The 26,183-nt window shown below is 73.3% G+C and carries 25 protein-coding genes; 6 read left to right on the forward strand and 19 right to left on the reverse strand.

The annotated features are described in order from the left end of the window. Positions 1–138: 138 nt before the first annotated feature. From ACFQ11_RS19235 to ACFQ11_RS19245, 3 genes are read left to right on the forward strand one after another with little or no spacing between them, the layout of a single operon-like run. Complete coding sequence (locus ACFQ11_RS19235) at positions 139–747, forward strand: hypothetical protein (protein ID WP_378300430.1); 609 nt, start codon at positions 139–141, stop codon at positions 745–747. Further along, positions 744–1,343 carry a hypothetical protein gene (locus ACFQ11_RS19240; protein WP_378300432.1) on the forward strand — a complete coding sequence of 200 codons (600 nt, stop codon included), beginning with the start codon at positions 744–746 and terminating at the stop codon, positions 1,341–1,343. Before ACFQ11_RS19235 ends, ACFQ11_RS19240 begins: the two co-directional genes overlap by 4 nt. Continuing rightward, positions 1,340–2,473 (forward strand): hypothetical protein, encoded by a 1,134-nt coding sequence (locus ACFQ11_RS19245; protein WP_378300434.1) that lies wholly within the window; start codon positions 1,340–1,342, stop codon positions 2,471–2,473. Before ACFQ11_RS19240 ends, ACFQ11_RS19245 begins: the two co-directional genes overlap by 4 nt. Here the strand turns inward: ACFQ11_RS19245 and ACFQ11_RS19250 are convergent. The 7 genes from ACFQ11_RS19250 to ACFQ11_RS19280 all read right to left on the reverse strand — a co-directional run bounded on the left by ACFQ11_RS19250 (position 2,355) and on the right by ACFQ11_RS19280 (position 6,944). Next, on the reverse strand, positions 2,355–3,665 hold the full coding sequence (locus ACFQ11_RS19250) for a hypothetical protein (protein ID WP_378300436.1): 1,311 nt from the start codon (positions 3,663–3,665) through the stop codon (positions 2,355–2,357). The two genes, ACFQ11_RS19245 and ACFQ11_RS19250, sit on opposite strands and share 119 nt — an antisense overlap. 129 nt (positions 3,666–3,794) lie before the next feature. Next, positions 3,795–4,103 (reverse strand): DUF1416 domain-containing protein, encoded by a 309-nt coding sequence (locus ACFQ11_RS19255; protein ID WP_378300438.1) that lies wholly within the window; start codon positions 4,101–4,103, stop codon positions 3,795–3,797. 61 nt (positions 4,104–4,164) lie between these two features. Next, the gene (locus ACFQ11_RS19260) at positions 4,165–5,004 is read right to left on the reverse strand and encodes a sulfurtransferase (protein WP_378300440.1); all 840 of its coding nucleotides are present in this window, start codon (positions 5,002–5,004) and stop codon (positions 4,165–4,167) included. Positions 5,005–5,319: 315 nt separating this feature from the next. Beyond that, a complete protein-coding gene (locus ACFQ11_RS19265; RefSeq protein WP_353819285.1) occupies positions 5,320–5,385 on the reverse strand; it encodes a putative leader peptide in 66 nt (21 codons plus the stop codon). Between the two features lie 118 nt (positions 5,386–5,503). Then, positions 5,504–5,818 carry a TlpA family protein disulfide reductase gene (locus ACFQ11_RS19270; RefSeq protein WP_378300442.1) on the reverse strand — a complete coding sequence of 105 codons (315 nt, stop codon included), beginning with the start codon at positions 5,816–5,818 and terminating at the stop codon, positions 5,504–5,506. Between the two features lie 85 nt (positions 5,819–5,903). Then, a complete protein-coding gene (locus ACFQ11_RS19275; protein WP_378300444.1) occupies positions 5,904–6,608 on the reverse strand; it encodes an LmeA family phospholipid-binding protein in 705 nt (234 codons plus the stop codon). Positions 6,609–6,689: 81 nt separating this feature from the next. After that, positions 6,690–6,944, reverse strand: a complete 255-nt coding sequence (locus tag ACFQ11_RS19280; protein WP_378300446.1) for a MoaD/ThiS family protein — start codon at positions 6,942–6,944, stop codon at positions 6,690–6,692. Between the two features lie 208 nt (positions 6,945–7,152). On the opposite strand from ACFQ11_RS19280, the gene ACFQ11_RS19285 reads away from it, so the two are divergent. Next, on the forward strand, positions 7,153–7,872 hold the full coding sequence (locus ACFQ11_RS19285) for a winged helix-turn-helix transcriptional regulator (protein WP_378300448.1): 720 nt from the start codon (positions 7,153–7,155) through the stop codon (positions 7,870–7,872). Between the two features lie 635 nt (positions 7,873–8,507). Here ACFQ11_RS19285 and pstB read toward each other — a convergent pair. From pstB to ACFQ11_RS19335, 10 genes are all read right to left on the reverse strand, one after another. Further along, positions 8,508–9,284 (reverse strand): phosphate ABC transporter ATP-binding protein PstB, encoded by a 777-nt coding sequence (gene pstB, locus ACFQ11_RS19290; protein ID WP_378300450.1) that lies wholly within the window; start codon positions 9,282–9,284, stop codon positions 8,508–8,510. Positions 9,285–9,323: 39 nt separating this feature from the next. Next, positions 9,324–10,235: a phosphate ABC transporter permease PstA gene (gene pstA / locus ACFQ11_RS19295; RefSeq protein ID WP_378300452.1), complete on the reverse strand. Its 912-nt coding sequence runs from the start codon at positions 10,233–10,235 to the stop codon at positions 9,324–9,326. Next, complete coding sequence (pstC, locus tag ACFQ11_RS19300; protein WP_378300469.1) at positions 10,232–11,149, reverse strand: phosphate ABC transporter permease subunit PstC; 918 nt, start codon at positions 11,147–11,149, stop codon at positions 10,232–10,234. Before pstC ends, pstA begins: the two co-directional genes overlap by 4 nt. Before the next feature lie 160 nt (positions 11,150–11,309). Beyond that, complete coding sequence (pstS, locus tag ACFQ11_RS19305; protein ID WP_378300454.1) at positions 11,310–12,416, reverse strand: phosphate ABC transporter substrate-binding protein PstS; 1,107 nt, start codon at positions 12,414–12,416, stop codon at positions 11,310–11,312. A gap of 397 nt (positions 12,417–12,813) precedes the next feature. Further along, positions 12,814–13,668 (reverse strand): mycothiol synthase, encoded by an 855-nt coding sequence (gene mshD / locus ACFQ11_RS19310; protein WP_378300471.1) that lies wholly within the window; start codon positions 13,666–13,668, stop codon positions 12,814–12,816. 108 nt (positions 13,669–13,776) lie between these two features. Beyond that, on the reverse strand, positions 13,777–14,982 hold the full coding sequence (locus ACFQ11_RS19315) for an inorganic phosphate transporter (protein ID WP_378300456.1): 1,206 nt from the start codon (positions 14,980–14,982) through the stop codon (positions 13,777–13,779). Continuing rightward, a complete protein-coding gene (locus tag ACFQ11_RS19320) occupies positions 14,979–15,599 on the reverse strand; it encodes a DUF47 domain-containing protein (RefSeq protein WP_026404434.1) in 621 nt (206 codons plus the stop codon). The genes ACFQ11_RS19315 and ACFQ11_RS19320 overlap by 4 nt, the downstream gene beginning before the upstream one ends. Positions 15,600–16,002: 403 nt before the next feature. Further along, on the reverse strand, positions 16,003–16,197 hold the full coding sequence (locus ACFQ11_RS19325; RefSeq protein ID WP_325052979.1) for a hypothetical protein: 195 nt from the start codon (positions 16,195–16,197) through the stop codon (positions 16,003–16,005). A 164-nt stretch (positions 16,198–16,361) separates the two neighbouring features. Then, positions 16,362–20,732: an AAA family ATPase gene (locus ACFQ11_RS19330; RefSeq protein WP_378300459.1), complete on the reverse strand. Its 4,371-nt coding sequence runs from the start codon at positions 20,730–20,732 to the stop codon at positions 16,362–16,364. Between the two features lie 33 nt (positions 20,733–20,765). Then, positions 20,766–21,293: a gamma carbonic anhydrase family protein gene (locus tag ACFQ11_RS19335; RefSeq protein ID WP_378300461.1), complete on the reverse strand. Its 528-nt coding sequence runs from the start codon at positions 21,291–21,293 to the stop codon at positions 20,766–20,768. A 271-nt stretch (positions 21,294–21,564) separates the two neighbouring features. On the opposite strand from ACFQ11_RS19335, the gene ACFQ11_RS19340 reads away from it, so the two are divergent. Then, positions 21,565–22,683 carry a DivIVA domain-containing protein gene (locus tag ACFQ11_RS19340; RefSeq protein WP_378300463.1) on the forward strand — a complete coding sequence of 373 codons (1,119 nt, stop codon included), beginning with the start codon at positions 21,565–21,567 and terminating at the stop codon, positions 22,681–22,683. 141 nt (positions 22,684–22,824) lie between these two features. Beyond that, on the forward strand, positions 22,825–23,355 hold the full coding sequence (gene def, locus ACFQ11_RS19345; protein ID WP_378300465.1) for a peptide deformylase: 531 nt from the start codon (positions 22,825–22,827) through the stop codon (positions 23,353–23,355). Here the strand turns inward: def and ACFQ11_RS19350 are convergent. Both ACFQ11_RS19350 and ACFQ11_RS19355 read right to left on the reverse strand, forming a co-directional pair. Continuing rightward, positions 23,352–24,917, reverse strand: a complete 1,566-nt coding sequence (locus tag ACFQ11_RS19350; RefSeq protein WP_378300467.1) for an ATP-binding protein — start codon at positions 24,915–24,917, stop codon at positions 23,352–23,354. The two genes, def and ACFQ11_RS19350, sit on opposite strands and share 4 nt — an antisense overlap. After that, a complete protein-coding gene (locus tag ACFQ11_RS19355) occupies positions 24,914–25,645 on the reverse strand; it encodes a response regulator transcription factor (RefSeq protein WP_378300473.1) in 732 nt (243 codons plus the stop codon). The genes ACFQ11_RS19350 and ACFQ11_RS19355 overlap by 4 nt, the downstream gene beginning before the upstream one ends. Positions 25,646–26,183 lie beyond the last annotated feature (538 nt).

Genomic DNA, 26,183 nt, shown 5'->3' on the forward strand with positions numbered 1-26,183 from the left:
AACGATCGGCCGGGGCGCACGGCGCGGACGTCCGGACGGTGTCCCCGGGGGCGCGTCCGTCCGGCCGCCGATCGCGCTAGCGGAGGCGGCCGCGATCTTCGCCATGTGGGCGGACCGGGCGCGTATTACCATCACCGGGTGCAGTACACCGCCCCCGTCCCCCACCGGAACACCGCCGGCGGGCGCCGCCGCCTGGTGTGGGCGTCGGCCGCCGTGGCGGCGGTGGTCGTGCTGGCCGCGGTGCTGTGGGCGACCGGCGGGCTGAAGGAGAAGCCGAAACAGCCGGTGAAGCCGCCGGGGAAGGCGGTCGACGTCGGGCTGTTCGCGTTGACGGTGCACGACGTGCGGGCCGGTGTGGTCGACGGCGGCCTGGGCGGATCCGAACGGTACCTGATCGTCCGGATGCGGGTCGTCAACGAGAGCAGGGAAACGGCCTGGCTCGGCTCCACCGGGCTGCAGGAGGGCGTCGTCGCCCGCACCAAGACCGGCAAGTGGGTGGAGCCCGACGAGGTGACGGGCGTCGCCGCGGGCGCGGAGACGTACACCGTCCAGCCCGGCCTGCCCGTGGAGGCGTCCGTGATGTGGAAGCTCGGCCCGGCGCAGCCGCCCGAGACGTTCACGTTCGGGCTGCGCGAATGGAAGTACGACCACGGGTTCACCGACAACGAGTACGCGTGGCGGGTGCAGCGGGAGGGCGGTGCGCTGGCCGCGCGCTACACGCTGCCCGTCGGGACGGGGACGCCGTGAACGTGCGCAAGCTCGCCGTGCAGGGCGGCGCCGGCCTCGGCGGAACGGTCCTGCTCGCCGGGGCCATGTGGCTGCACGCGTTCCAGCCGAAGGTCGAGGCGGGGATGCTCGACCCCATCCGGACGGACGGCCGCATCGGGGCGGAGGTCGCCACGCCGGCGTTCACGCTGCGCGTCGAGAGCGTGGCCGCCGCGCGGTCGCTCGCACCCGACTCGGTCCTCGGCGACAAGCCCCCGGTGGCCACGGACGGCGTCTACATCGTCGTTCGTGCGCGCGGCATGGCCCGCGACGAGCCGGTGCAGCTGCGATCCGCCGCCCTGGAGACCCCGGACGGCCACACCTTCGAGCCCGCCCAGCGGCCCGGCGCCGCGGACCCGCCGCAGGCGACCCTGCAGCCGATGCTGTGGACGAACACCGCGTTCGTCTTCGAGCTGCCGAAGGACCGCGTCGCGGGCGCCCACCTGGTGGTGGGGACGGGCGGGCTCCTGCCGCAGCTGTCGTCCGCCGCCGACATCGACCTCGGCCTCACCCGGTCCCGCGCCGCCGAACTCGTCCGGAAGGCCCCCGAACGGTACGAGCTGCGGGAGGACTCGTGAACGACCCGCACCGGCCGCCGGAGGAGCCGCCGCAGGGACGGTACGGCCGCAGGCGGCGACCGCCCGCGGACGAGCAGCAGCAGCCGCCTCCCCCGCCGCCGTTCGTCCCGCATGAGCCCCCGCCGCCGCAGCCGCCCTGGCAGGGAGCGGGCGGACCGCAGGGGACGTACCCCCCGCCCGCGACCCCGCGGTACCCCGGCCCCGGCACACCGCAGAACCAGCCGACCGGCAGGCACGAACAGTCACCCGGACACGACCAGTCACCCGGTCACCAGCCGCCGACCGGGGGATATCGGCAACCGCAGGGGTGGCAGCAGCAGCCCACCGGCGGGTACCGGCAACCGCCCGGGTGGCAGCAGCACGGAGGCGGATACGGGCAGCCCGCGGGCGGGGAGCCGCGTGGGCGGCACGCGCGGCCCGCGCAACCGCAGCAGACCGGTCCGTACGCGCCCGTGCGGCCGCCGGGCGACCACCCGCAGCAGCCGTGGTTCCAGCCCCCGCCCCCGCCGGGCGGCCCGCCCCCGCCCGGGCACCCGTTCGCCCAGCCGCCCCCCGGCGGACGACCGGACGGGCGGGACGACGAGCCGGACGGGGCGTCTCCGCGGGCCCGGCGCACGCGGCTCGGCCCCCGGACGCGCCGGGTCGTGGAGGCGTGCGCGCTCGCGGTCCTCCTGCCCGGGTTGCTCGGCCTGTACTGGGTGGACGAGACGGGACGCGCGGAAAGCCTCGAGCCGCCGGTGAAGGTGTCGTCCGTCGCGCGCGGGGAGATCGGCGAACTCGCGGGCGCCCGGTGGACGGTCTACAAGCGGGAGTCGGCGCCGCTGCCCGGGAGCTCCGCGCGGGACGCCGTCCAGTTGCAGGTCGTCCTCGCGGTGAAGGCACAGGACGCGGAGAGCGTGAAGACCATCGGCGGCTACGGGATGGAGTACCGGTTCACCGACGCGCGGGGCCGGGAGTGGACGGCGAACGCGTCCAAGCCCGTGGAGGTGACGCCGGGGCAGGCGTTCCCGCTCACGGTCCGGGGTACGGTGCCCCGTGCCGGGGCGGAGTCGCTGGCGCTGGTGGTGCGTCCGCCGGAAACGGAGCGTCGGGGCGGGGATCCACTGCCTTCGCTGCGGTTCGAGCCGTGACGCGGGTGACCATGAGGTTGAACGCGGCGGCGAGCAGGCAGATGCGGAGGATCTCGAAGACCAGCCCGGCGCCGTAGACGACGAACGGCATCCGCGGCAGCCACCAGGCGACGTCGTGGGCGCCGATCAGCTCGTACGCCTGCCGCTGGGCCGCGTCCTCGCCGACGTGCAGCGCCGAGAACAGCAGGCAGAACGCGGCGAACGGCATCATCCCGGACCGGCGGACGAGGCGCAGCCCGAACCAGGCGGGCAGCAGCATGTCGCGCAGGCCGCGGGTGAGGACCTCGCGGGGGCTGTTCACGCGGTCGATGCCGCCGGCGGCGGCGATGCGCCGGGCGGTGCGGCTCTCCCCGAGGACGAGCCGTTCGTCGCCGGTGTCGAGACCGAGGATGACGCCCGCGATGACGAGCCAGATGAGGGCGCCGAGGACCGCGTGCTTGAACGGCGGCCACACGTCCAGGAGGGGCCCGGCGGCGTCGCTGAACCAGTCCCAGGCCCGCCGGTCGGTGAACCACTCCGCGCCCTTGTCGCGGAGCTGGTCGATGGTGAAGATGCCGAACAGCGCGAAATTGATCTCGAGGACGCCGGCGAGCGGGCCGACGGTGCGGGGCAGCCGCTCCTCCAGCAGCCATTCGACGAGGAGCTTCAGGACGAAGAACGCGGCGGTGAGGACGATCGCGAGCTTCACGTGCTTCTCGAGGGACAGCAGCAGCCCGATGCCCTCGATCTGCCCCTGGATGCCGCCTTCGGTGAAGCCGCGGCTCGCGGCCGTCTCGGCGAACTCACGGGCGTCCTCGGCCTGCTGCCCCCACGCGAGGTAGAAGATGACGAACGGGAGCGCGGCGCGCCCCATCGCGCCGAGCGCCGACTCGTCCTCGTTGCCGACGGCCCAGGACGTCAGGCCGCCGCCGGACGACCGGGCGTGCACGACGTCGAGCCCCTCGCGCACGCAGTGGATCATCAGCGCGGTCGTCGTCAGCGTGATGACGACGAGCAGCCCGATGGTCAGCAGCGGCGCGACGGTCGCGGCCGTCCCGTCCATCTTGCCGAGCCGGTAGCCGCCGTACATCGCCCCGTACCGCAGCAGCTCCCCGACCGTGAACCACAGCGTGAGGGGCAGCACGAAGCGGCCCGCCAGCTTGAGCGTCGCCCACGGGAGGATCAGCGGGGACTTGGGGGAGAGTCGGAGCATCGCGCCGATCGTACCGATCCGCACCGACGCCGTGGAGGGACGGCCGGAACCGCCCGGGAAAGCGACGGACCCCGCCGTCCGCGCGGGGCGGGGACGGCGGGGTCCGTGCGGACGTCGCGTCCGCTCGGGTCAGATGGCGACCTCGAGCGCGGCGACCTCACCGGTCTTGGCGGTGACGGTGTTGTCGACGCTCACGCCGCCCGCGGCGAGGACGCGGACCGTCCAGTCGCCGTCGGCCGCGAAGAAGCGGAACACGCCCTCGTCGCCGGTGACGACCTCGGCGGTGAACTCGCCGGTGGAGTCGAGCAGGCGGGCGTAGGCGCTGGACACGGGCGCGCCGTCACGCGTGACGGTGCCCTGGATGACGGCCTCGTTGGTCAGGTCGACGGTCGCGGGCAGATGCGCCGTCTGGGCGGGTGCTGCGCAGCCCTGGGTCATTGTTCCTCCATCTCCGTGTGCACGGAAAGATCTGCTCCGCCGGACGGCGGACGGCGGACGGTTACTTGGGGTCGCCGAGCTCGACGGGGACGCCGACGAGCGAGCCGTACTCGGTCCAGGAGCCGTCGTAGTTCTTGACGTTCTCCAGGCCGAGCAGCTCGCGCAGGGCGAACCAGGTGTGCGACGAGCGCTCACCGATGCGGCAGTAGGCGATGGTGTCCTTGTTCAGGTCGACGCCGGCCTCGGTGTAGAGCTCGCGGAGCTCCTCGTCGGACTTGAACGTGCCGTCGTCGTTGGCGGCCTTCGACCACGGGATGCTGCGCGCGGTCGGGACGTGCCCGGCCCGCTGCGCCTGCTCCTGCGGAAGGTGCGCCGGGGCGAGCAGCTTGCCGCTGAACTCGTCCGGCGAACGGACGTCGATGAGGTTCTTGGTGCCGATGGCGTCCACGACCTCGTCGCGGAACGCGCGGATCGACAGGTCCTGGTCCTGCGCCTTGTAGTCGGTCTTCGGGCGGGACGGCACGTCGGTGACCAGCTCGCGGGAGTCCAGCTCCCACTTCTTGCGGCCGCCGTCGAGCAGCCGCACGTTCTGGTGGCCGTACAGCTTGAAGTACCAGTAGGCGTAGGCGGCGAACCAGTTGTTGTTCCCGCCGTACAGGATGACCAGGTCGTCGTTGGCGATGCCCTTGGACGAGAGCAGCTCCTCGAAGCCGGTCTTGTCGACGAAGTCGCGGCGGACCGGGTCCTGCAGCTCGGTCTTCCAGTCGATCTTCACGGCGCCACGGATGTGGCCCTTGTCGTAGGCGGACACGTCCTCGTCGACCTCGACGAGGACGAGGCCGGGGTCGTCCAGGTGCTCTTCGACCCAGCTTGCGTCCACCAGAACGTCGGCGCGGCTCATGCGGGAACCTCCCTGTCGGAGCGAATCTTCGCGGTGAATTGTCGGATCAGCGGATACATGGCGCGGCGCCCGCGGCACTGCGCGGGCGGGTGCGCCTTCATCGCACAGGCGGCGGCATCGATACCGAGCCGGGTGGTCCCCGTCGCGCGACCGGCCGGGCCCGCCGGAACGGAGCGGACATCGACGCGGGACTCCGGTAGGGACGCGCCGGGGCGCGGCCTGCACGGGTCGACCTGCATCGGGGTGCTCCAGGCGGTGAGGCGTGCGTACGAGCTGAGTAGAGGGAAAGTGCTCGGAACGGTCGGGCTCGATGCCTCAGGCCATGCGACAGAGCGAGGCGGCCACGCGGCAGAAGTCGACCGCGCGGCGCTTCGTGAGCATCTGCTCTGTTCGGTCACGCACGGACACGATGGTAAGCCGACAATCCACGCGGTGTCACATCCGTCTCGCGTTGCGAGACAGTGACATTCGTCTTAGGGCTGGTCACCGGAGTGTCCCCTCACCGGACGGCGGCGCCGAGAGCGGCGATGACGTCGGCCCTGCGGGGCGCCCCCGAGGCCCGCCGGACCACGCGCCCGGCGGCGTCCAGGACGAGCACGGTGGGGGTGCCGGTGACGTCCAGCCTCCGGACGAGCGGGAGGTTCGCCTCCGCGTCGATCTCGATGTGCGCGACGCCGTCCACCATGCGGGCGACGTCCCCGAGGACCCGCCGGGTGGCGCGGCACGGCGCGCAGAAGGCGCTGGAGAACTGGACGAGCGTCGCGCGCTCGCCGAGGCCGGCGCCCAGGTCGTCCGGTCCGAGGACGTCCGTCACGTGATCCCTCCCATCGCCGCCGTCCCGTACAACGGCGCGGGACGCGCGCGTCTTCCGGCGGCGGCCGGGACGGGCGCGGGCGGCCTCAGCGCGCCTTCTCCAGGTCGCTCAGCCGGACGTCCTGCGCGGTCGCCGACACCCGGAGCCCGTCCGCCGTCGGCTCGATCCGGCTGATCCGCGACCCCACCGGCAGGTCGGTGACCGGAACCACCCAGGTGAGCTGCCGCTTCACCAGCGCCAGCGGGATCTGCGGGCCGCCGTCCGGCGCGACCGACACCGGCGTCACCGCGATGCCCTTGCCCGTCGCCTCCAGCGACACGACCGCCTTGCCCGACAGCGGGACGCCCATCACCGCGCCCGCGAGGTCGACCTCGAGGTTCTCGCCCTTCGGCGCGAGCCCCTCGACCTCCTTCGGCGCCTGTTCCCGGATCATCGGGTACGGCACGATCGCCGACGCGGTCGCCGTCCGGGCGGTCACGTTCGCGGTGTTGCCGTCCGCGAGCTCCGACAGCGGCGCCCGCAGCCCCCGCATGTCGACCCGGACGTCCGACAGCGTCACATCCTGCTCGGTGTACTCCCCGATGACCACTTCGATGTGGTCGTACTCGCCGCCGGCCGCCTGCGTCAGGAACGGGAACCCGTGGATCGTCACGTCCGGCTGCCGCGCCAGGCCCTCCTGCGCCGCCACCTGCCGCGCGATCTCGTCCTGCGCGACGCGCACGCCGATCCGGTCGGCGGCGATCAACCCGCCCACCACCAGGACGAGCAGGACGACGAGTGCCTTGCGCATGTCTCTCCTCCGGACGGGCCCACGCGATCGCCACACCTTAACCGGCCCGGCGATCCACGGGAGTCACACCGTGGAGTGACATCAGCCCCCGGCGAACGGCGGCAGGACCTCGACGGTCCCGCCCTCGGGCAACTCCACGGCCGCGGGCTCGCGCGTCCCTACCGGATCACCGTTCACGAGGAACGAACTCCGCGCGACCACCCGCGCGAACTCCCCGTCCCGTCCGGCGGACGCGGCCGCGAGCGCCTCCGCGAGCGTCCCGGCGTCGTACGGCTCCTCCGCGAGCCCCGCCGCCGCCTTCGCCGCCGCCCAGTACCGGATCGTCCCCTTCGCCATGCCCCCAAGCATCTCACCCGCCGCACCCGAGTCGCCCGGAACGGCCGGAGCGGGCTCGGATATGCTCAAGGCAGGGATCCGGGCGACGAGGCCGGGGAGTTCACCCGAACACCCTGCATGGCCTCGTCTCGCGCGCGCCGGCCATGACCGGGGCGAACGAGCGTGAGCAGCCTGGGTCCCACGTCTGTTTCAAGACGAGGAGGCGGCATTGAGCAGTTTGCTCTTGCTGACCAACGCGCTCGAACCGTCCGACGAGGTGCTGCCCGCGCTGGGTCTGCTGCTGCACTCGGTGCGCGTCGCGCCCGCCGAGGCGTCCGCGCTCATCGACGCGCCGCCCGCCGACATCGTCCTGGTGGACGCGCGCCGCGATCTCGCCCAGGCCAAGAGCCTGTGCCGGCTGCTGCGCACCACCGGGCTGGACAGCCCCCTGCTGGGCATCGTCACCGAGGGCGGGCTCGCCGCCCTCAGCCCCGAATGGGGACTGGACGACCTGCTGCTCCAGTCCGCGGGCCCCGCCGAGGTCGAGGCCCGCCTCCGGCTCGCCGTCGGCCGCGCCGCCGCGGCCGCCGACGCCGAGGAGGACCCGGGCGAGATCCGCAACGGCGACCTCACGATCGACGAGGCCACCTACACGGCCCGGCTGCGCGGCCGCGTCCTCGATCTGACCTTCAAGGAGTTCGAGCTCCTGAAGTACCTCGCCCAGCACCCGGGCCGCGTCTTCACCCGCGCCCAGCTCCTCCAGGAGGTCTGGGGGTACGACTACTTCGGCGGCACCCGCACGGTCGACGTCCACGTCCGCCGCCTCCGCGCGAAGCTCGGCGCCGAGTACGAGGCCCTCATCGGCACCGTCCGCAACGTCGGCTACCGCTTCGTCCCCGACCACCGCCCCGGCGGCGACTCCGAAGAGAAGACCCCGGCCCGCACCTGACCCCGGCACGAAACCGGCGCACCACGCGAGCACCCCCGCCGGCGGCCGCCCTTCCGCGCGGCTCGGCCCCCGCGCCGCGCGAGCCTCCGTCCACGGGCGCCCCTGCACGGGCGACGTACGTGCCTGCACGCCTCCATACGCGAGCGGGCGCCGTGCGAACGGGCCGGCCTCCGTGCGCGAGCGGCACCAGGTGAAAGCCGGCTCCGCATGCGCGGACGAACATCCCCGAACGGCCGAGCCGCCGTGCACACGCGGGCGCCGCGCGAACGGGCGAACCCGCACCCGCGAACACACGCCACCCGAACCGCCGAGCCCCACGCACGGGCGGCCGGCAGGTGGCCGGACGGGACGATACGCCGGTGGCGCCCCCGCGGAGCGCGCCGAACTCGCGGGCGGCCGACAGGTGGCCGGACGAGACGATGCACCGGTGGTCCCCCGCGGAGCCCGCCGAGCTCGCAAGCGGCCGACAGGTGGCCGGACGAGACGATACGCCGGTGGCGCCCCCGCGGAGCGCGCCGAGCTCGCAGGCGGCCGACAGGTGGCCAGGCGGGACGATGCGCCGGTGGTACCCCCGCGGAGTGCGCGGGGTTCGCGGCGGCCGTAGGTCGCTCTGCGACCGGAGGCCGACCGGTGGTTCAGCCGAAGCGGCCGGTGATGTAGTCCTCGGTGGCCTTCTGCTCCGGGTTCGTGAAGATCTTGCTGGTGTCGTCGATCTCGATGAGCTTGCCGGGCTGGCCCGTGCCCGCGATGTTGAAGAACGCCGTGCGGTCGCTGACGCGGGCGGCCTGCTGCATGTTGTGGGTGACGATCACGATCGTGTACTGGGACTTCAGCTTGGCGATGAGGTCCTCGATCGCGAGGGTCGAGATGGGGTCGAGGGCCGAGCAGGGCTCGTCCATCAGCAGGACCTGCGGCTGCACGGCGATGGCGCGGGCGATGCAGAGGCGCTGCTGCTGGCCGCCGGAGAGGCCGGCTCCGGGCTTGCTCAGGCGGTCCTTGACCTCGTTCCACAGGTTGGCGCCCTGCAGGGACTCCTCGACGATCTCGTCGAGGCGGCTCTTGCGGCGGACGCCGTTGAGCTTCAGGCCCGCGGCGACGTTGTCGTAGATCGACATGGTGGGGAACGGGTTGGGCCGCTGGAACACCATGCCGACGACGCGGCGGACGGCGACGGGGTCGACGGACGAGTCGTAGAGGTCCTCGTCGTCCAGCATGACCTTGCCTTCGACGCGGGCGCCCGGGATGACCTCGTGCATCCGGTTGAGGGTGCGCAGGAAGGTGGACTTTCCGCAGCCCGACGGCCCGATGAACGCGGTCACCGAGCGCGGCTCGACCGTCATCGAGATGTCCTCGATGGCGTGGACGCCGCCGTAGTAGGCGTGCAGCCCGGAGACTTCGATCCGCTTGGCCATGGGTCAGGTGCTCCTATCGGGGTCGTGCCGGGGTCGGGGTCAGCGGTCGGCGGGGGAACGGCGCCGGGCGATCAGCCGTGCCACCAGGTTCAGCAGCATGATCAGGCCGATCAGGACGAGCGCGCCGGTCCAGGCGCGGTCCAGCGAGTTCTGGTTCGGGTCGCCGGCCTGCTCCCAGATGAAGGTGGGCAGCGATCCCTGGGGACCGTCGAACGGGTTGTTGTTGATCGCCTTCGTGAAGAAGATCGTGAGGAGGAGCGGCGCGGTCTCGCCCATGACGCGGGCGACGGCGAGCATGATGCCGGTGACGATGCCGTTCATGGCGGTGGGCAGGACGACGAACAGGATCGTCCGCCACCGCGGGACGCCGAGGGCGTAGGACGCCTCGCGCAGGTCGTTCGGGACGAGCTTGAGCATCTCCTCGGCCGACCGCGTGACGGTCGGGATCATCAGGATCACCAGGGCGAGGGACCCGGCGAAGCCGGAGTACTCGAAGCCGAAGGTGAGCAGCCAGAGCGCGAGGACGAACAGGCCCGCGACGATCGACGGGATGCCGATCATGACGTCCACGAAGAAGCTGATCACCTTGCCGAGGCGGCCGTTGCCGGCGTACTCCACCAGGTAGATGGCGGTGAGCACGGAGATCGGCACGGCGATCATGGTGGTGATCGCGACCTGCATGAGGGTGCCGATGATGGCGTGGTAGGCGCCACCGCCCTCGTCGATGCCGCTGACCGCGTTCATCGAGAACTGGAAGAACGTCGGGTCGAGCCGCTCGAGGCCGTTGACGACGACCGTCCACAGGACCGACACCAGCGGGATGACCGCGAGGGCGAACGCCAGGTAGACGAGCCCCTGGACGGCGCGGTCCTTGATCTTCCGGGACGCCGAGACCGACGTGAGGCTCGGGCCCGCCGGGCCGGACGGCTTGGTGAGGGAGGGCGAGGTCACACGAACTCCTTGCGGCGCGCGACGACCGCGCGGGCGGCCATGTTGACGAGCAGCGTGATCACGAACAGGACGAGGCCGGAGGCGACGAGGGCGCCGCGGCCGGTCTCGGACGCCTCGGCGAAGCTGTTGGCGATGTTGGCGGCGAAGGTGTTGCCGCCGTTCTCGAGGATGCTCCAGTTGATGCCGGGCACGAAGGTCAGCACCATCGCGACGGCGATCGTCTCGCCGAGCGCGCGGCCGAGGCCGAGCATGGAGGCGCCGATCATGCCGGAGCGGCCGTAGGGCAGCACCGACATCCGGATCATCTCCCAGCGGGTGGCGCCGAGCGCGAGGGACGCCTCCACGTGCGCCTGCGGGACCTGCAGGAACACTTCGCGGGAGATGGAGGAGATGATCGGCAGGATCATGATGGCGAGGACGACTCCGGCGGCGAACATCGAGTTCCTGCCGGGGCTGTCGGTGGAGAACAGCGGGATCCAGCCGAGCACGGCGCTGAGGAACTCGCCGGCGTCGTCCATGTACTGGGACAGGAAGATCAGGCCCCAGAGTCCGTAGACGATGCTGGGCACGGCGGCGAGCAGGTCGACGATGTAGCCGAGCCCGGACGCCAGCCGCCGCGGCGCGTAGAACGAGATGAACAGCGCGATGCCGATCGCGATCGGCGTGGCGATGACCATCGCGATCAGCGACGACATGATCGTGCCGTAGGCCAGTTGCGCGATGCCGAACTCGGGCGGCTTGGCGTTGGGGTTCCATTCCTCGCTGGTGAGGAAGCTCGCCTCGTTCGCCTGCAGCGCGGGGATGGCCTTCCAGATGAGGAAGACGGCGATGGCGGCGACGATCGCCAGCACGGTGAGGCCGGAGCCGCGGGCCGCGGAGACGAAGATCTTGTCTCCGGCCCGGCCGGTGCTCATCGCGCGGGCGAGGCCGCGTTCCTTCGCGGCGGCGTGCGCCTCGACGCCGGTGTCGCTGGTCACGGGGACTCCTCCTTGAAGATCACGTCGTCGGCCGAACGCGGACCGGCCCCGCCGCCGAGAACCTCGGCGGCGGGGCTGCTGGTCGGTCGGGCTGTCGTCAGGACAGGGCCTTCACGGACGCCTGAACCTTGGTCAGCACGGCCTGCGGAAGCGGCGCGTAGCCGATGTCGGTGAGGATCTTCTGACCGTCCGCGCTGGAGGTGTAGGTCAGGAAGGACTTGACGAACTTGGCCTGCTCGGCGGGCAGGCCCTTCTCGCAGGCGACCTCGTACGTCACCAGGACGATCGGGTAGGCCCCGGCCTCCTTGGCGGTGTAGTCGATCTCGAGCTCGACGTCGTTGCCGGTGCCGACGATCTTGGCGCCCGCGACGCCCTTGGAGGCGCTGTCGGGGGTCAGCTCGGTGTACTCACCGGCGCCGTTCTTCACCGAGACGGTGTTGAGCGAGTTGTTCTTGGCGTAGGAGTACTCGACGTAGGAGATGCTCCCGGCGGTGCTCTTCACCAGCTGGGTGACGCCGTCGGAGCCGTTGGCGCCCTGGCCGGCGTCGTTCGGCCACTTCTTGGCGGGCTCCCACTTCCAGACGTCGCCCGCGGTGGCCTTCAGGTAGTCGGTGAAGTTGTCCGTGGTGCCGGACTCGTCCGAGCGGTACACCGGCTTGATGTCGGCGTCGGGCAGGGTGACGCCCTCGTTCTGCTCGGCGATCTCCGGAGCGTTCCACTTCGTGACCTCGCCCGCGAAGATCTTCGCGAGGGTCGGGGAGTCCAGCTTGAGGGAGTCGACGCCCTCGACGTTGTAGGCGACCGCGACCGGGCCGACGACCATCGGCAGGTTCAGCGCGGGGTTGCCCTCGCAGCGCTGCTTCGCGGCGGCCTTCTCCTCCTCGTCCAGCGCGGAGTCGGAGCCGGCGAAGGCCACCTGGCCCTCGGTGAACGCCTGGATGCCGGCGCCGGAGCCGGTCGGGTTGTAGTTCAGGGTGGCGCCGGGGCAGGCGGCGGCGAAGGCCTTGGACCACTCCTCGACGGCGTTCTTCTGCGCGCTCGAACCGGCGGCGTTGACGCTGCCCTCGGCGCAGTCGATCGAGCCGGCGGCCGGCGCGTTGGCCGAGGCCTCGGTCTCGTTGGCATCGCTGCCGCAGGCGGACAGGGCAAGCGCCCCCGCGACGACCACGCCGCTCAGTGCGGCAAGTCGGGAACCGTTCTTCACCGGAGGGTCTCCTCTTGATTCTTCGTCAGGGCGGGTTTCCCCGGCCGGCGTCCCGGTCGGGTCGGCCAGGGGCGGGGGGTCACCGTCGAACATGAAGGTAGGCAGACGAGGTGACCAGCCACCCCGCTCCAGGTGAACGGACAGTGAACGACGCCGGGCATGGTTACGAAGAATGCCCCGATTTGGGATGGCTTTACGGTTAACAGCGCTGCTCAGAACGCCCACGGTCCAGTAAAGGACTCATGGGCATGCGGACGCGCGTGGACCACTTCGGGAGTCGATCGCGGCGCGAGCGGGTATGCCGAAGAGTTCGGCGTTCGACAGGGCAGCGGGAGCGACAAAGACCGGGAGAACAGGGCCCGGGAGAACAGGGCCCGGAATCGACGGGGCCGCGGGATCAGGCGCCCGGGGTGCCGTACATGACGTCGACGGCGTACTTGGTGAAGCCGAGGGAGTCGTAGAGGCGGACGGCCGCGGTGTTCGACTCGTCCACGTACAGCATCAACTGGTCGACGCCCCGGTCGCGCAGGTGGTGCAGGCCCGCGAGCGTCAGCGCGCGGCCGAGGCCGAGGCCCTGCGCGTCCGGGTCGACGCCCACGACGTACACCTCGCCGAGGCCGCCGGAGTGCACCTTCGTCCAGTGGAAGCCGACGAGGCGGCCGTCGCGCTCGGCGAGGAGGAAACCGGCGGGGTCGAACCACTCCTCGGCCTCGCGGTCGCGCACGTCCTCCATCGTCCAGGTGCCCTGCTCGGGGTGGTCGGCGAACGCGCGCTTGTTCACCCGCAGCCACGCGACCTCGTCCGCGCCGGGACGGAACGTGCGCAGTGCGACGCCCTCGGCGGGCTTCGCGGCGGGGAGGGGGCCGGCGGCGGGGCGGCGCATCTGGAACAGGGCCCGGACGCGGTCCAGGCTCTCGCCGCGGGCGAGCGCGGCGGCGGCGGGCAGGTCGCCGTGCGCCCACACGCGCAGCGGTCCGCCCGCCTTCTGGATCATGGCGCGCAGCAGCGCCCGCCCGTGGCCGCGGCGCCGATGCCCGGGGTGGACGACGAGTTCGCCGGACGCGGGCTCGTCGCCGTCCGCCGGGTCGAACCGGGCATAGCCGACGATCAAGCCGTCCTCGACGGCGAGCAGGCCGGCGCGTCCGGCCCGCAGGGCGAGCGTCGAGTGCTCCGACAGCGCACCGACCCCGTCGGCCTCGGCGGCGGCCTCGACCACCGCCAGCGCGCCGGCGATCTCGTCGTACTCCAGCATCGCGCGCGTCCGCAGTTCGCTCACGTCCCCCACCCTATTCGCCCCGGGCCGGCCCGCCGTCCTCCGCACCGGGCGGCGGACCGGCCGGGAGACCGCTCCAGGCGCCGGTCAGGCGCCGAAGAGGTGCACGATCCAGTAGACGACGGCCGCGACCAGGGCCGCCGCCGGCATCGTCAGGACCCAGGCCGTGACGATGTTCCCGGCCACGCCCCACCGGACGGCCGACAGCCGCTTCGTCGCGCCCGCACCCATGATGCAGGACGTGATCGTGTGCGTCGTCGAGATTGGAGCGTGCCAGATGTAGGCGGTCGCGTACAGGATCAGCGACGCCGTCGATTCCGCGGCGAAGCCCTTGGGCGGGTCCAGCTCGATGACCTTGCGGCCCAGCGTCCGCATGATCCGCCAGCCGCCCGCGTACGTGCCGAGCGACAGCGCGCCCGCACAGGCCAGGATGACCCACAGCGGCACGCTCGTCCCGTCCGAGTGGCCGGTGGTGACCAGCGCGAGGACGATGATGCCCATCGTCTTCTGCGCGTCCTGCAGGCCGTGCCCGAGGGCCATGGACGCCGCCGACAGCGACTGCGCGATGCGGAACCGGCGCCCGATCCGGCCGGGGTTGGACCGGCGGAAGATCCACAGGATCGCGATCATGACCATGTAGGTCAGCCCGAACCCGGCCACCGGGGAGATCACCATCGGGATCGCGACCTTGTCCACGACCGTGCCCCAGCTCACCGAGGACGCCGACGCGACGCCCGCGCCGACCACGCCGCCGATCAGCGCGTGCGAGGACGACGACGGCAGCCCGAAGTACCAGGTGATCATGTTCCAGGTGATCGCGCCCAGCACGCCCGCCGCGACGACCGTCAGGCCGTGCAGGCCGTCCGGCGGGGTGATCACCTCGCTGACGGTCTTGGCGACCTCGACGCCGAGCAGCGCGCCGACGAGGTTCATCACGGCCGCCATCAGCAGCGCCGCCCGCGGGGTCAGCGCCCGCGTCGACACCGACGTGGCGATCGCGTTGGCCGCGTCGTGGAACCCGTTGGTGTAGTCGAACACCAGCGCGATCAGCACGACCACGATGAGGACGGCCGTCTGCGCCTCCGACTGCAGGCCGACCGCGCCCGAGATGATCACGGCCAGCAGCCCGATGCCGAGCAGCGGCCAGAACCGGTCCGGGCCGCGCCGCGCCTGCTGCGCGAGCGTCGGCTCGCCGCTCGGCGGCGACGGCTTCGTCAGCACCTTGCCGACTGTCCCGCCCACGGCGGGGTCGGCCGGGCCGCGCCGGCCGGGCGGCTCGTCGGGAGCGCTCATGATTCCTTGACCGCGATGGTCTCGACCGTGTTGGCCACGTGCTCGAAAGCGTCCGCGGCCTCCTCGAGCCGGTCGATGACCTGCTTCATCTTCATGACCATCAGGGTGTCGTGACCGCCGTTGTTGAACAGGTGCGCCAGCAGCTTGCGGTAGACCTGGTCGCCCTGGTTCTCCAGCCGGTTGATCTCGATCCAGTACTCGTTGAGCTCCTTCATCGACCGCAGCCGCGGCATCGCCTCGGCGGTCAGCTCGGCGGCGCGCTCCAGGACCTCGACCATGTGGACGATCTCCTTGGGGAACTCGTCGATCTTGTAGAGCACGACGAGGTCGGCGGCCTCCTCCATCTCGTCCATCACGTCGTCGAGCGTCGAGGCCAGCCGGTAGATGTCCTCCCGGTCGAACGGGGTGATGAACGTTTCGTTGAGCCGGCGCATGATCGCATGAGTCGATTCGTCGCACGCGTGCTCGCATGCGCGCATCTTCTCCGCGATCGCCGGCCGGTCGGCGCCGTCGCTGATGAGCTCCACGAGCAGCCTGGCGCCGGTGACCAGGTTGTTCGCCGAGTCGGCGAACATGTCGTAGAAGCTGTCCTCACGCGGCGTGAGACGCAAGCGCACGTCGTTCTCCTGATGTGCCGGAACAGTCCGCAGAGGATCGTAGGCGCAACCAGCCGTAAAAAGAACCTTTGCCCCAGCTTCGGCTGTTGTTCCCCCGCCCTCTCACCTACAAGACTGCCCTAGACCACGATGCGCATACCCGCCGGGATCCCCCAAAGGGCGCGGACGTCCGGACGTCCGGGGTCGGGCGACGGCACGCGGCGCGGCGCGGCGAAACCCGAGGTGAGATTGGTTACAGCACGTTCCCGTGGCGTGCCGGCGGGCCCCTGCGGCGGCGCGGACGCCCGGGTGCGGACGGTCCGGAAGAGGCTCGCGTGGCCCGGCGTGTCGCGCGCGCCGACGGCCGGAAAAGAGACCGGGGACGTCCTTCGCGGACGTCCCCGGATCATGGAGCGTTGTTCGGCTAATCCTGCGGTGTCAGCTCGCGACGACCGGCGTCGCCGGGACCCAGCCCGAGCACCATGTCGATCTCGGCGTTGGTCAGCGGCTCCTTCGCCGCCGCCACCGCGCTCAGCATCTCGGCATAGAGTTCGATCTCGTCCAGCGCAACGCGGTCGTGGACGCGCAGATCGAGGTCGTGCCGGCGCACCGCGTCCACCTCCCGTTTTCGTTCCCCACACCCCGCGTTCGAGGCTACGCGGGCGTCCCCGCGACGCACATGACCCAAGAGGGCCATTCGAGGGCCACTCCCCCCGGTGGTCTTCCCGGGTGACCCCCGCATGATGCGCGCCGGGGGCGGCGAACTCGCGCGGCGGGGGCCGCTCACCCGTGCCGGAAGTCGCCCATCATCTGCTCCAGCGGCGACTCCGGCAGGTCCCGGGCGGTCAGCCGCGACACCGTCGCCGCGTTCACGTCCGCGCCCGCCAGCCGCGCCGCCTGCCGCGCCACCGTCTGCTCGAACAGGGCCCGCACCGTCCGGGCGTACGCGAACGACGGGTCGTCCCGCATCCGCTCCAGCCGCGTCAGCACCTCGACCTTCAGCTCCTCGTCGAGCATGTACAGGTCGCGCTCGGCGTACGCCTGGAACAGCCGCATCAGGTCGCGGTCGCCCATCCCGGTGAACTCCAGCGTCCGGCCGAACTCCGCCCGGAACGCCGGATGGCCCGTGAGGAACCGCTCCGTCTCGTCCTTCGGCCCCGAGCACACCACCAGGAACCGGCCCCGCCGCTCGGCCATCTCCCGCAGCAGCTCCCGCACCACCGCCGGGACCCGCCCCAGCAGGTGCGTCTCCTGGATCAGCAGCACGCCCCCGAGCGCCTGCTCCACCATCCCCGTCACGCGGCGCCGCACGTCCGCCTCGTCCCGTCCGGCAAGATGCACCGGACGGCACCCGACCACATGCCCGGAGCCGAGCCGGCCGAGCGCCGCGTAGATCCCGCCGAGCAGCCCCGCGACCGTCGTCTTGCCCGTCCCGGACGGGCCGAGGAACAGCAGGTTCCGCGCGCCCGGCGTCGGCACCCCGTGCCGTGCCCGGTCCGCCGCGACCTGCGCCTCCTCCGCGAGCTCCCGCACCGCCGCCTTCACGTCCGCGAGGCCCGTCAGCTCGTCCAGCCGCGCCAGATGGACGCCGATGTCCCCCGGCGGCCGCAGCGCCGGCTCGATGCCCTCCGCGACGCCCGCCAGGTCGTCCGGCGTCAGGACGAGCCGGTCGTGCGACGCGCCCGCCCGCTGCATGTTGCGGCGGCACGCCTGGTCCAGGTACGTCTCGACGAGCCGCGCGTTCACCAGGTCCCCCGGGCCGCGCAGCCGCTCCAGGTCGGCCCGCGCCCGCTCGAGCGCCTCCGCGCCGACCGTCACCCGCCGCTCCTCCGCCAGCAGGTGCAGCAGCGTCATCCGGTTGTCGACGTCCGTGAAGTCCGGCATGCGGTGCACGCGGAACGCCTGCACCAGCCTCGGGTGCTCCTGCAGCAGACGCTTGTAGGCGCGGGGCTCGCACGTCGCCACCACCGGCGTCGTGTTCACCGGGTCCCGGCGGGCCCGCCGCACCGCCCCCGCCGCCGCGTGCGGATCCGCCGCCTCGACGATCGCCGCGCCGAGCCGCTCGAACAGGACCACCGGCCCCGGCTGCGCGAGGATCTCCCCGAGCCGCTCGCCCGGCGCGTCCCGCACGTCCTCGGCGTCGTGCGCCCGGACCGTCCCGTCCCCGAGCCCGCCGTCCCGCAGCGTCAGCGCGATCAGCCGGGCGAGCCGCCGCTGCCCCGAGTGCGGGGCGCCCACCAGCAGCACCCCCGGCGTCCCCGACCGGATCGAGCTCGGCGCCCCGTCCACCCGGGTCTCCTCGAACCCCGCGCCCGCCGGGGCCGTCAGCTCGGCCGCCTGCCGCCGCAGCTCGTCGAGCAGCACCGCCGTGTCGTGCCCGCCCGACACGTACCCGATGCCGAACCGCTCCATCGCCCGCCGCTCGCTGCGGTCGCGCGGCGGCGGGATCTCGTGCACCGGCGTCTCGGGCGACGGCGTGTCCTCCAGGAAGTCGAAGTTCCCGACCATCGTCTCCGACATGACCCGGGTCCCGGGTCCCCCGGCGTCGGGCGTCGTGGCGTCGTCGTCCATGTCCCCGGGCCCGAGCACCCGGGTGCCCGGCGGCCGTCCCGGCGCCCCCGGCCCGGCCGGCGTCCCGCCCTCCACGCGCGTCGAGTGCGGATCGAACCCCGTAGGCTGCTCGACCTGCGTGGCCGGGGGCACCGGCGGCCCGGCCCGTCCAGGCGCGCCCGCGGGCCGCGCGGCGTCCGCGTCGTCCTCGCCCGGCCACCCGACGCCGGGGGGCGGAAGCTGCGCGCTGCCCGCACTCCCCGCGTCCTCGCCCGGCCACACGGGCCCCCGCGGCCCCCCGCCCGGCGTCGCCGCACCGGACGGCTGGAACCCCAGCTCGGTGTACGGCGGCGCGGCCGATCCCCCCTGGTCGGACGCGTCCTCACCGGGCCACACGGGCGCCTGCGGCGGCACGGCCGACGCCGCCGCGTCCTCGCCCGGCCATCCGGACTGCCGCGGCCCCCCGGCGCCGCCCGCGCCCCGCCCGGGCGCCGAACCCGGCGGCGTCACGGCCTGCACGGCCGCACCGGACGGCTGGAAACCCAACTCGGTGTACGGCGGCGCGGCCGAACCGCCCGCCTCGTCCCCCGGCTCCCCGACATCCGGCCCGGACCCCGGCGGCACGCCCGGCCCCGCCTCCCCGGCACCACGGCCGGCGCCATGTCCCTCCGGACCGGGCATCGCGGACGCACCCGCACCCCAACCCGCACCACGCTCATCCGGCCGGGAGCCCGGCGGCACACCCGGCATCGCGGACGGGACCGCGCCCCCCGCGCCCGGACCGGCACCACGCCCGTCCGACCCGGAACCCGGCGGGACGCCCGGCATCGCGGACGCGGCCGCGGCTCCCGCACCCCGGGCGGCGCCGCGCTCGTCCGGCGCGGGGCCCGGAAGCGGGGCGTTGCGCGGGGGTGGGACGTTCGGGTTCTCGCTCGGGTTCGACCAGCCGCCGGGTCCACCGGGGCCGCCCGGGCCGCCGGGGGCGGGGCCGGACGGGGCGAAGCCCAGTTCCGTGTACGGGGGTGCGGCGTCGTCGCGGTCGTCCGCGGGGCTCTCCCAGGCGCGTTCGGCCGGGGGCTGGACGAACGGACGGTCGGGCTGGGCGGGGCCCGGCGGGATCGGGGCGGCGCCCGGGGCGAGGCCCGGCTGGCTCTGCATCGCGGACGCGGGGGGCGGCATCGCGGGGCGCGGGGTGGACGTGTGGGTGGGCGAGGACGCGGTGGCGCGGGCCCGGTCGCGGCCGATGACGCCGGCGACGACGGCGGTGGGGACGGGGAAGCCGCGGGGGCGGGCGGGCATGCCGCCGAGACGGCACCAGGCGAGGTCGACCTGGTACATGGCGGCGAGGAGGCTCTCGGCGCCGGGCCCGGATCCGGCGGCGGAGCGGAGGGGTTCGGGGAGGCGCATGTCGTCGGGCCACAGCCGGCGCAGGGGGTGGCCCTGCTGGTCGGTGACCGCCTGCACCGTGTAGCGGATCTCCGGGTCCAGCCAGGGGACGATCGTGCCCGCGACGTCGCGCCGGACGACCGCGAGGTCGGCGGCGAGCAGCGCGGCGGCGACGAGGCGGGGTTCGATGTACGCGGGGTCGGCGGGGTCGCCGGAGAGGTCGGCGATGACCTCGGACAGCGTGTAGAACGCGTGCCGCAGGTCGTCGCCGGGCGAGCTCTCGTTGCGCAGCGCGGGCACGAGGTTCGGCGGGCAGCGGGTGAGCCACTGCTGGGCGATCGCCTGGTCCCCGTACGGGAGCGCGTCGTAGTCGACGGTCGGGTTCGCGAGGGTCGTGCCGAGGATGGCGAGCAGGGCGTCGGCTCGGGTCTGGAAGCGGACGTCCTCGCGCAGGGCGTTCGCGACGGCCCACATGGTGCGGAGGACGACGACGGCGGCGTCCACGCGGCCGGCGCGGAGCCGTTCGGCGTACAGGCCGGCGAGGGACTCGAGGGTGGGCGGGGTGAGCCAGCGGGGGCCGTCGACGTCGGGCAGCGGGACGGCGCGGTAGGGCTTCCACAGGTCGAGCATCTGCGCGTCGAGCCGGGAGTCAAAGGCGGGCGCGGGCGCGCACCACAGCATGACGCCCCAGGCGGCGACGACCGTGGACGGCGTCTCGGGCGTGAACTGCGTCCACCAGTGCGGGTACTCGGACGCGGTGAGCGCGGCGGCGGACTGGACGGTCGCGGCGACGCGCGACGTCACGCCGGGGTCGAGGCCGCGGCCGACGAACGGGAGTCCGGCGGGCGGGTCGTAGGAGAAGTCGGGTCCGGCGGGGACGACGTGCGGGGGAAGGTCGGGGACGCTGCCGCCGCCCTGCTGCGCGGGCCGCGCGGCCAGCCGGACGGCCGGGGTGCGCGGCGGCGGGCACAGGTACCACTGCCCGTCGGACGGGTGCAGCCGGTACCAGCGCGCCCAGGCGCCGAACAGCCACCACGTCCCGTCGGGCAGCACGAGCATGCGGCCGCCGATGGAGTGCTGCCGCTGCTGCGGCGCCGCCGACGGCCACCACGCCGCGGCCACCATCGCCCGCGTGTCGCGCTCGGCCTCCGCGAACGGATCAGGCCCCCGCCGGGGGCTGGGCGGCGGAGCACTGCCATAGCCCGGTCCCCACACCACGTCGGTCATCGTAGTCAGCCGGGCGGCGGCGGGTCACTCGTTCCAGGTCGCGGTGGTTCGGTGCTGCTGCGCCTTGCGGACGTAAATGTCCGGAGTGTGCTCGAGGACGAGCCGGTCGTCGTCGCGCAGTTCGCGGACGACCTTCCCGGGCGTCCCCGCGACGAGCACCCCGGACGGCATCGTCTTCCCGGGGGGCACGAGGGCCCCGGCGGCGACGAGGGTGCCCGCGCCGATGCGGGCGCCGTTCAGGACGATCGCGCCGATGCCGATCAGCGCGCCGGTCTCGACGTGCGCGCCGTGCACCATCGCCTTGTGCCCGAGGCTGACGCGGTCCTCGAGGACGGCGGGCATGCCGGGGTCGGCGTGCAGGCAGCACAGGTCCTGGATGTTGCACTCGTCGCCGACGACGATCTCCTCGTCGTCCCCGCGCAGCACCGACCCGTACCAGACGTTCGCCGCGCGCCCCAGCTTCACCCGTCCGACGACGACGGCGCCGGGCGCGACCCACGCGTCCGGGTGGATGTCCGGACGGTCCGTCCCCAGCGATCCCACGTAGCTCATGGGGCCCGATGCTAGGCGGCGCCGTCCACGGCCCTGTGGACGGGCTCGCGACACGGCCCCGCGAAAGGCGAGATTTCACCCGAGATCAGATAGTTTGTCGGGCCTACCCGGATGAAGAAACGGCAGCAAGAGCGGCGTTCCGGTTGCGCGCACCCGTGGTACCGGACGAGAGTCGAATCTGACGTTTCTACCGCGGGCCCGCTCACCGGCGGGTGAGGATGCATCCGACCCTGACGGGGTGATACCCCCGCCAACGACCCCCCAAGGCACCATGAGCAACGAAGCCGAAATCCTGCCGAATCTTCTCAAAGACGAGCAATTCGAGATCGTCATGCGCGGCTACAACCGCCGCCAGGTCGACGACTACATCGCGCGCGCCCACCAGAAGCACCGGGAGCTGGAGACGCGGCTCGCCCGGGCCCAGGAAGACGCCGAGCGCATCCGCCGGGAGATGGCCGAGCTGCGGGAGGCGCGCAAGCCGACCGGGGACGACCTGTCCGACCGGCTCCGGCAGATCATCAACCTCGCCGAGGACGAGGCGCAGGACAAGATCGCCCAGGCCGAGGCCAAGGGGGAGGAGATCCGCAGGGACGCCGAGCAGGAGTCCAAGCGGATCATCGACGACGCCCGCGGGAACGCCGAGAAGAACCTCGCGAACGCCCAGCAGAAGGCCGAGCAGGTGCTGGGGTCGGCCGAGAAGGAGGCCGACCGGGTGCTGTCGTCGGCCCAGCAGGAGGCCGAGCAGACCGTGACGACCGCGCGGGTCGAGGCGGAGCGCACCCTCACCACCGCCGAGCGCCGCGCCGGGGTCATCAACGAGGGCGCCACCCAGCGGCTCAACTCGCTGACCAAGAACCACACGCAGGCGCTGCAGCGCCTCACCGAGATCAGCGAGACGCTGCACCGGCTGCTGACCGCCGAGAACGAGGCGGGCCCGCTGGAGAAGATGGTCGAGGACGCCGTCAAGCAGTCGTCCGGGCCCCGCAAGCAGGCCCCGGCCGCCGGTTCGGGTTCGGGTTCGGGTTCGGGCAAGGCGGCGGCCAAGCCGGCCGGTGCCCCGGCCGCCGAGTCCAAGCCGCGCCCCGCGCCCGCGGCCCCGTCCGCGAGCCCGTCCGCGGGCCCGGCGGCGCCCGACGCACCGCAGGCCCCCGCCAAGCCCGTGCCGCCCGCGCCCGCGGGCCCGTCCGCGCCCGACGCGCCGTCGGCGTCGGGCGAGCCCTCCCCCGCGAAGCCGCAGCCCACCGTGCACAAGCTCGGGCCCGACGGCGTCGACGTCCCGGCCCCGCCGATCGCGAAGCACGCCGCGACCCCGCGCCCGGCGGCCGAGCCCGGCCCGTCCATCGCGGGGCCGGTGCCGCCGCAGCCGCGCGGCCCGATCGACCCCGCCTGAGCGGCGCCCTGCGGACCGAGGGGGCCGGCCAGGCCGCCTCGGCCGGGAGGCGCGGGATCGCCCCCCAGGGTGCGTGACGTTCGCCCCGGTGCGTCCGGACACCGTCCGGGCGCACCGGCGCGCGTTCTATAGGATCTTCGGGTGAGCAAGCGAACCACCACGCGCAAGGGGACTCCGCGTCCGGTCCGGCTCCTCGGAGACCCGATCCTGCGGACCGAGTGCGACCCGGTGCGGACCTTCGACGCCTCCCTCGAACGCCTCGTCGACGACATGTTCGCCACCATGTACGCCGAGAACGGCGCCGGGGTGGCCGCCAACCAGGTCGGGGTCGGCCTCCGCGTGTTCGTCTACGACTGCGACGACGACCGGGGACGCCGCCACGTCGGGCACGTCGTCAACCCGGTGCTGACGGTCGCCGACGGTGACACGCTCGTCGAGTCGGAAGGCTGCCTGAGCGTCCCCGACATGCGGTTCGACACCCCCCGGTTCTCGCACGCCGTCGTCGAGGGCGTGGACGTGAAGGGCAAGCCGGTCCGCGTCGAGGGAACCGGCTACTTCGCCCGCTGCCTGCAGCACGAGTGCGGGCACCTGAACGGGGACGTCTACATCGACGTCCTGTCGGGCGACGCCCGCCGCGAGGCGATGCGCGCCATCCGCGCCCTGCGCCCCTAGTCGGTGTCGAGGGGGACGACGACGCGGAAGGTGGCGCCCTCGCCGGGGGCCGAGTCGACCTCGACGTCGCCGTCGTGGGCGGCGACGAGGGCCGCGACGATCGCGAGGCCGAGGCCGGTGCCGCCGTCCTCCCGGGAGCGGGCCGCGTCCGCCCGGTAGAAGCGTTCGAAGACGCGCTCCTTCGCCTCCGGCGAGAGGCCCGGGCCCTCGTCGGCGACCTCGAGGACGGCCGCGGGCGCCCCGCGCAGGGTTCCGGACGTCAGCCGCACCTCGACGGGCGTCCCCTCGGGGGTGTGCGCGAGCGCGTTCGCCAGCAGGTTGCCGAGCACCTGCCGCAGCCGCGGCTCGTCCCCCCTGACCTGGTACGCGATGCCGCCGCCGACCCTCAGCCGGACGGGCCGGTCCGGTGCGATCACGCGGGTCTCCTGGACGGTGTCGGCGGCGACGGCGAGCAGGTCCACGGGGCGGCGCTCGATGGGGCGCTGCCGGTCGAGGCGGGCGAGCAGCAGCAGGTCCTCGACGAGCAGGCCCATGCGGGCGGCGGTCTCCTCGATGCGGCCGATCAGCCGGCCGAGTTCCTCGGGGCTGCGGGCGGCGCCCTGCCGGTACAGCTCGGCGAACCCGCGGATCGCGGTCAGCGGGGTGCGCAGCTCGTGCCCGGCGTCGGCGACGAACCGCCGCATCCGCTCCTCCGAGCGGCGCGCGGACTCCTCCGACCGGCGCGCCGCCTCCTCCGACCGGCGGGCCGCGGCCTCCGACTCGGCGCGGGCCCGGAACGCCGCCTCGATCTGCGCGAGCATGCTGTTCAGCGACCGGCCGAGCCGCCCCATCTCGGTGCGCCGGTCCGCCTCGGGGACGCGGCGCGACAGGTTCCCGGCGGCGATCGCCCCGGCCGTCGCCTCGATCGCCGACAGAGGCCGCAGCGCCGCCCGGACGACCCACGCCCCGAGGCCCACGAGCACCGCGAGCACGGACAGGCCGACGATCAGGTCGATCGCGACGAGCCGCCGGACGGTCTGCTCGATCTGCGCCATGCTGGTGCCGAGGACGAGCGTGCCGCCGCCGGGGATCGGCGCCGCGAGCACCCGCCACGGGGAGCCCGAACCGCCCGCGCCCGGCACGGTGAACGGCTCGTCCAGGCGGCCGCTGAGGTCGGCGGGCAGCCGCGGGTAGCCGCGTTCGTCCCACGCGGTGCTGCGGTCCACGACCCGGTTGCCGGTCGTGCGGATCTCCCCGTACGTCTCGCTGGGGATGCGCAGCCCGATGGGCCGGACGCCGCGCGCCAGGGACGGCTGGATCTGCTCGATGGTGCGGTCCACCGAGCTGTACAGCTGCTCGTCGGCGCGGTTGACGAGGTACTGCCGCAGGACGGACGCGCCCGCGACGGCCATCACGGTCATCCCGAGGGTGACGAGCACCATCATCCCGGCGATCAGCTTGACGCGCAGGGACGTCCGCCCCCAGAGCCGGCCGAGCCCGGTGAACGGCCGCCGTCCGGACGGACGTGCCGGGTGCGCGCCGCGCGGGCCCGGTGCGGGCCCGTCCGGGGGCGCGGCGGTCATCCCGTCTTCGGGGGCTCGCGCAGCACGTAGCCCACGCCCCGCAGGGTGTGGATCAGCCGCGGCTCGACGTTGTCGACCTTGCGGCGGAGTGCGGACACGTACGACTCGACGATCCCCGCGTCGCCCTGGAAGTCGTAGTTCCACACGTGGTCGAGGATCTGCGCCTTGGACACGACCCGCCCGGCGTTCGCCATGAAGTAGCGCAGCAGCTTGAACTCGGTGGGCGAGAGCTGGATGGCGCGGCCGTCGCGCCACACCTCGTGGCTGTCCTCGTCGAGCTCGATGTCGGCGAACACCAGGCGCGGCGGGGGTTCGGCGATCCCGCCGCGGAACCGCCGCAGCACCGCCCGGATGCGGGCGATGACCTCCTCCAGGCTGAACGGCTTGGTGACGTAGTCGTCGCCGCCGATCGTGAGGCCCTTGATCCGGTCCCGCACGGCGTCGCGCGCCGTGAGGAACAGGACGGGCGTGTGGTCGCCCCCGGACCGCAGCCGCCGCGCGACGTCGAACCCGTCGATGTCGGGCAGCATCACGTCGAGGACGATCAGGTCGGGCCGGTGCCGCCGCGCCGACTGCACCGCGTCGGCCCCGTTCGTCGCCGTCATCACCTCGAACCCGGTGAACCGCAGGCTCCCGGCGAGCAGTTCGAGGATGTTCGGCTCATCCTCGACGACGAGCAGGGTCGCCTCGGGCGTCCGGCCGCCGTTCGGCGCCGTCCGTTCAACCACTGGCACAGCTCCCTCCACCATCACGGTAGAGGTTCCCATCCGAAGCTGAATGCTCCCTGAACGTTCCCGGGGAATGCGGTGGGCGGGCGCCGCTCACGGGACATCGGGAGCGTGCGTTCAGCGAGCGCTCAGGTCCGTGCGCTAACAGTGGGGGCACAGGGCGCGCCCCGGTCCCGGCGGGAGCGGGGGGTCGCGCGCCCTGGCCAGCCTCGCGCCGCGGCCGTGGGGACGATGCGCCGCACGTCCCCACGGCCGCGGTTTTCTCTTTCGGCGGGCGTTCAGGACACTTTCAGGCGGGATGCAGTCCGGATGCAGATCCGCGACGCAGGCTCATGGATCAGACACCACGAGGGGGATGACATGAGCGGCGAACGCACGCAGCCGTCGGAGCCTGAACGACCCGGCTTCCGCCCGCACGAAGGCGCATACGGCACGCCCGGCGGGTACGGGCCGTTCGCGGCGCCGCCCGGCGCCGCCGGGTTCGGGACGCCCGCGGGCGCGGGGCGGCGGCCGCGCGGGGTGCGCCGGGCGGTCGCGG

Origin of the sequence: Actinomadura sediminis (assembly GCF_042675525.1) — a bacterium.
Classification (GTDB): Bacteria; Actinomycetota; Actinomycetes; order Streptosporangiales; family Streptosporangiaceae; genus Spirillospora; species Spirillospora sediminis.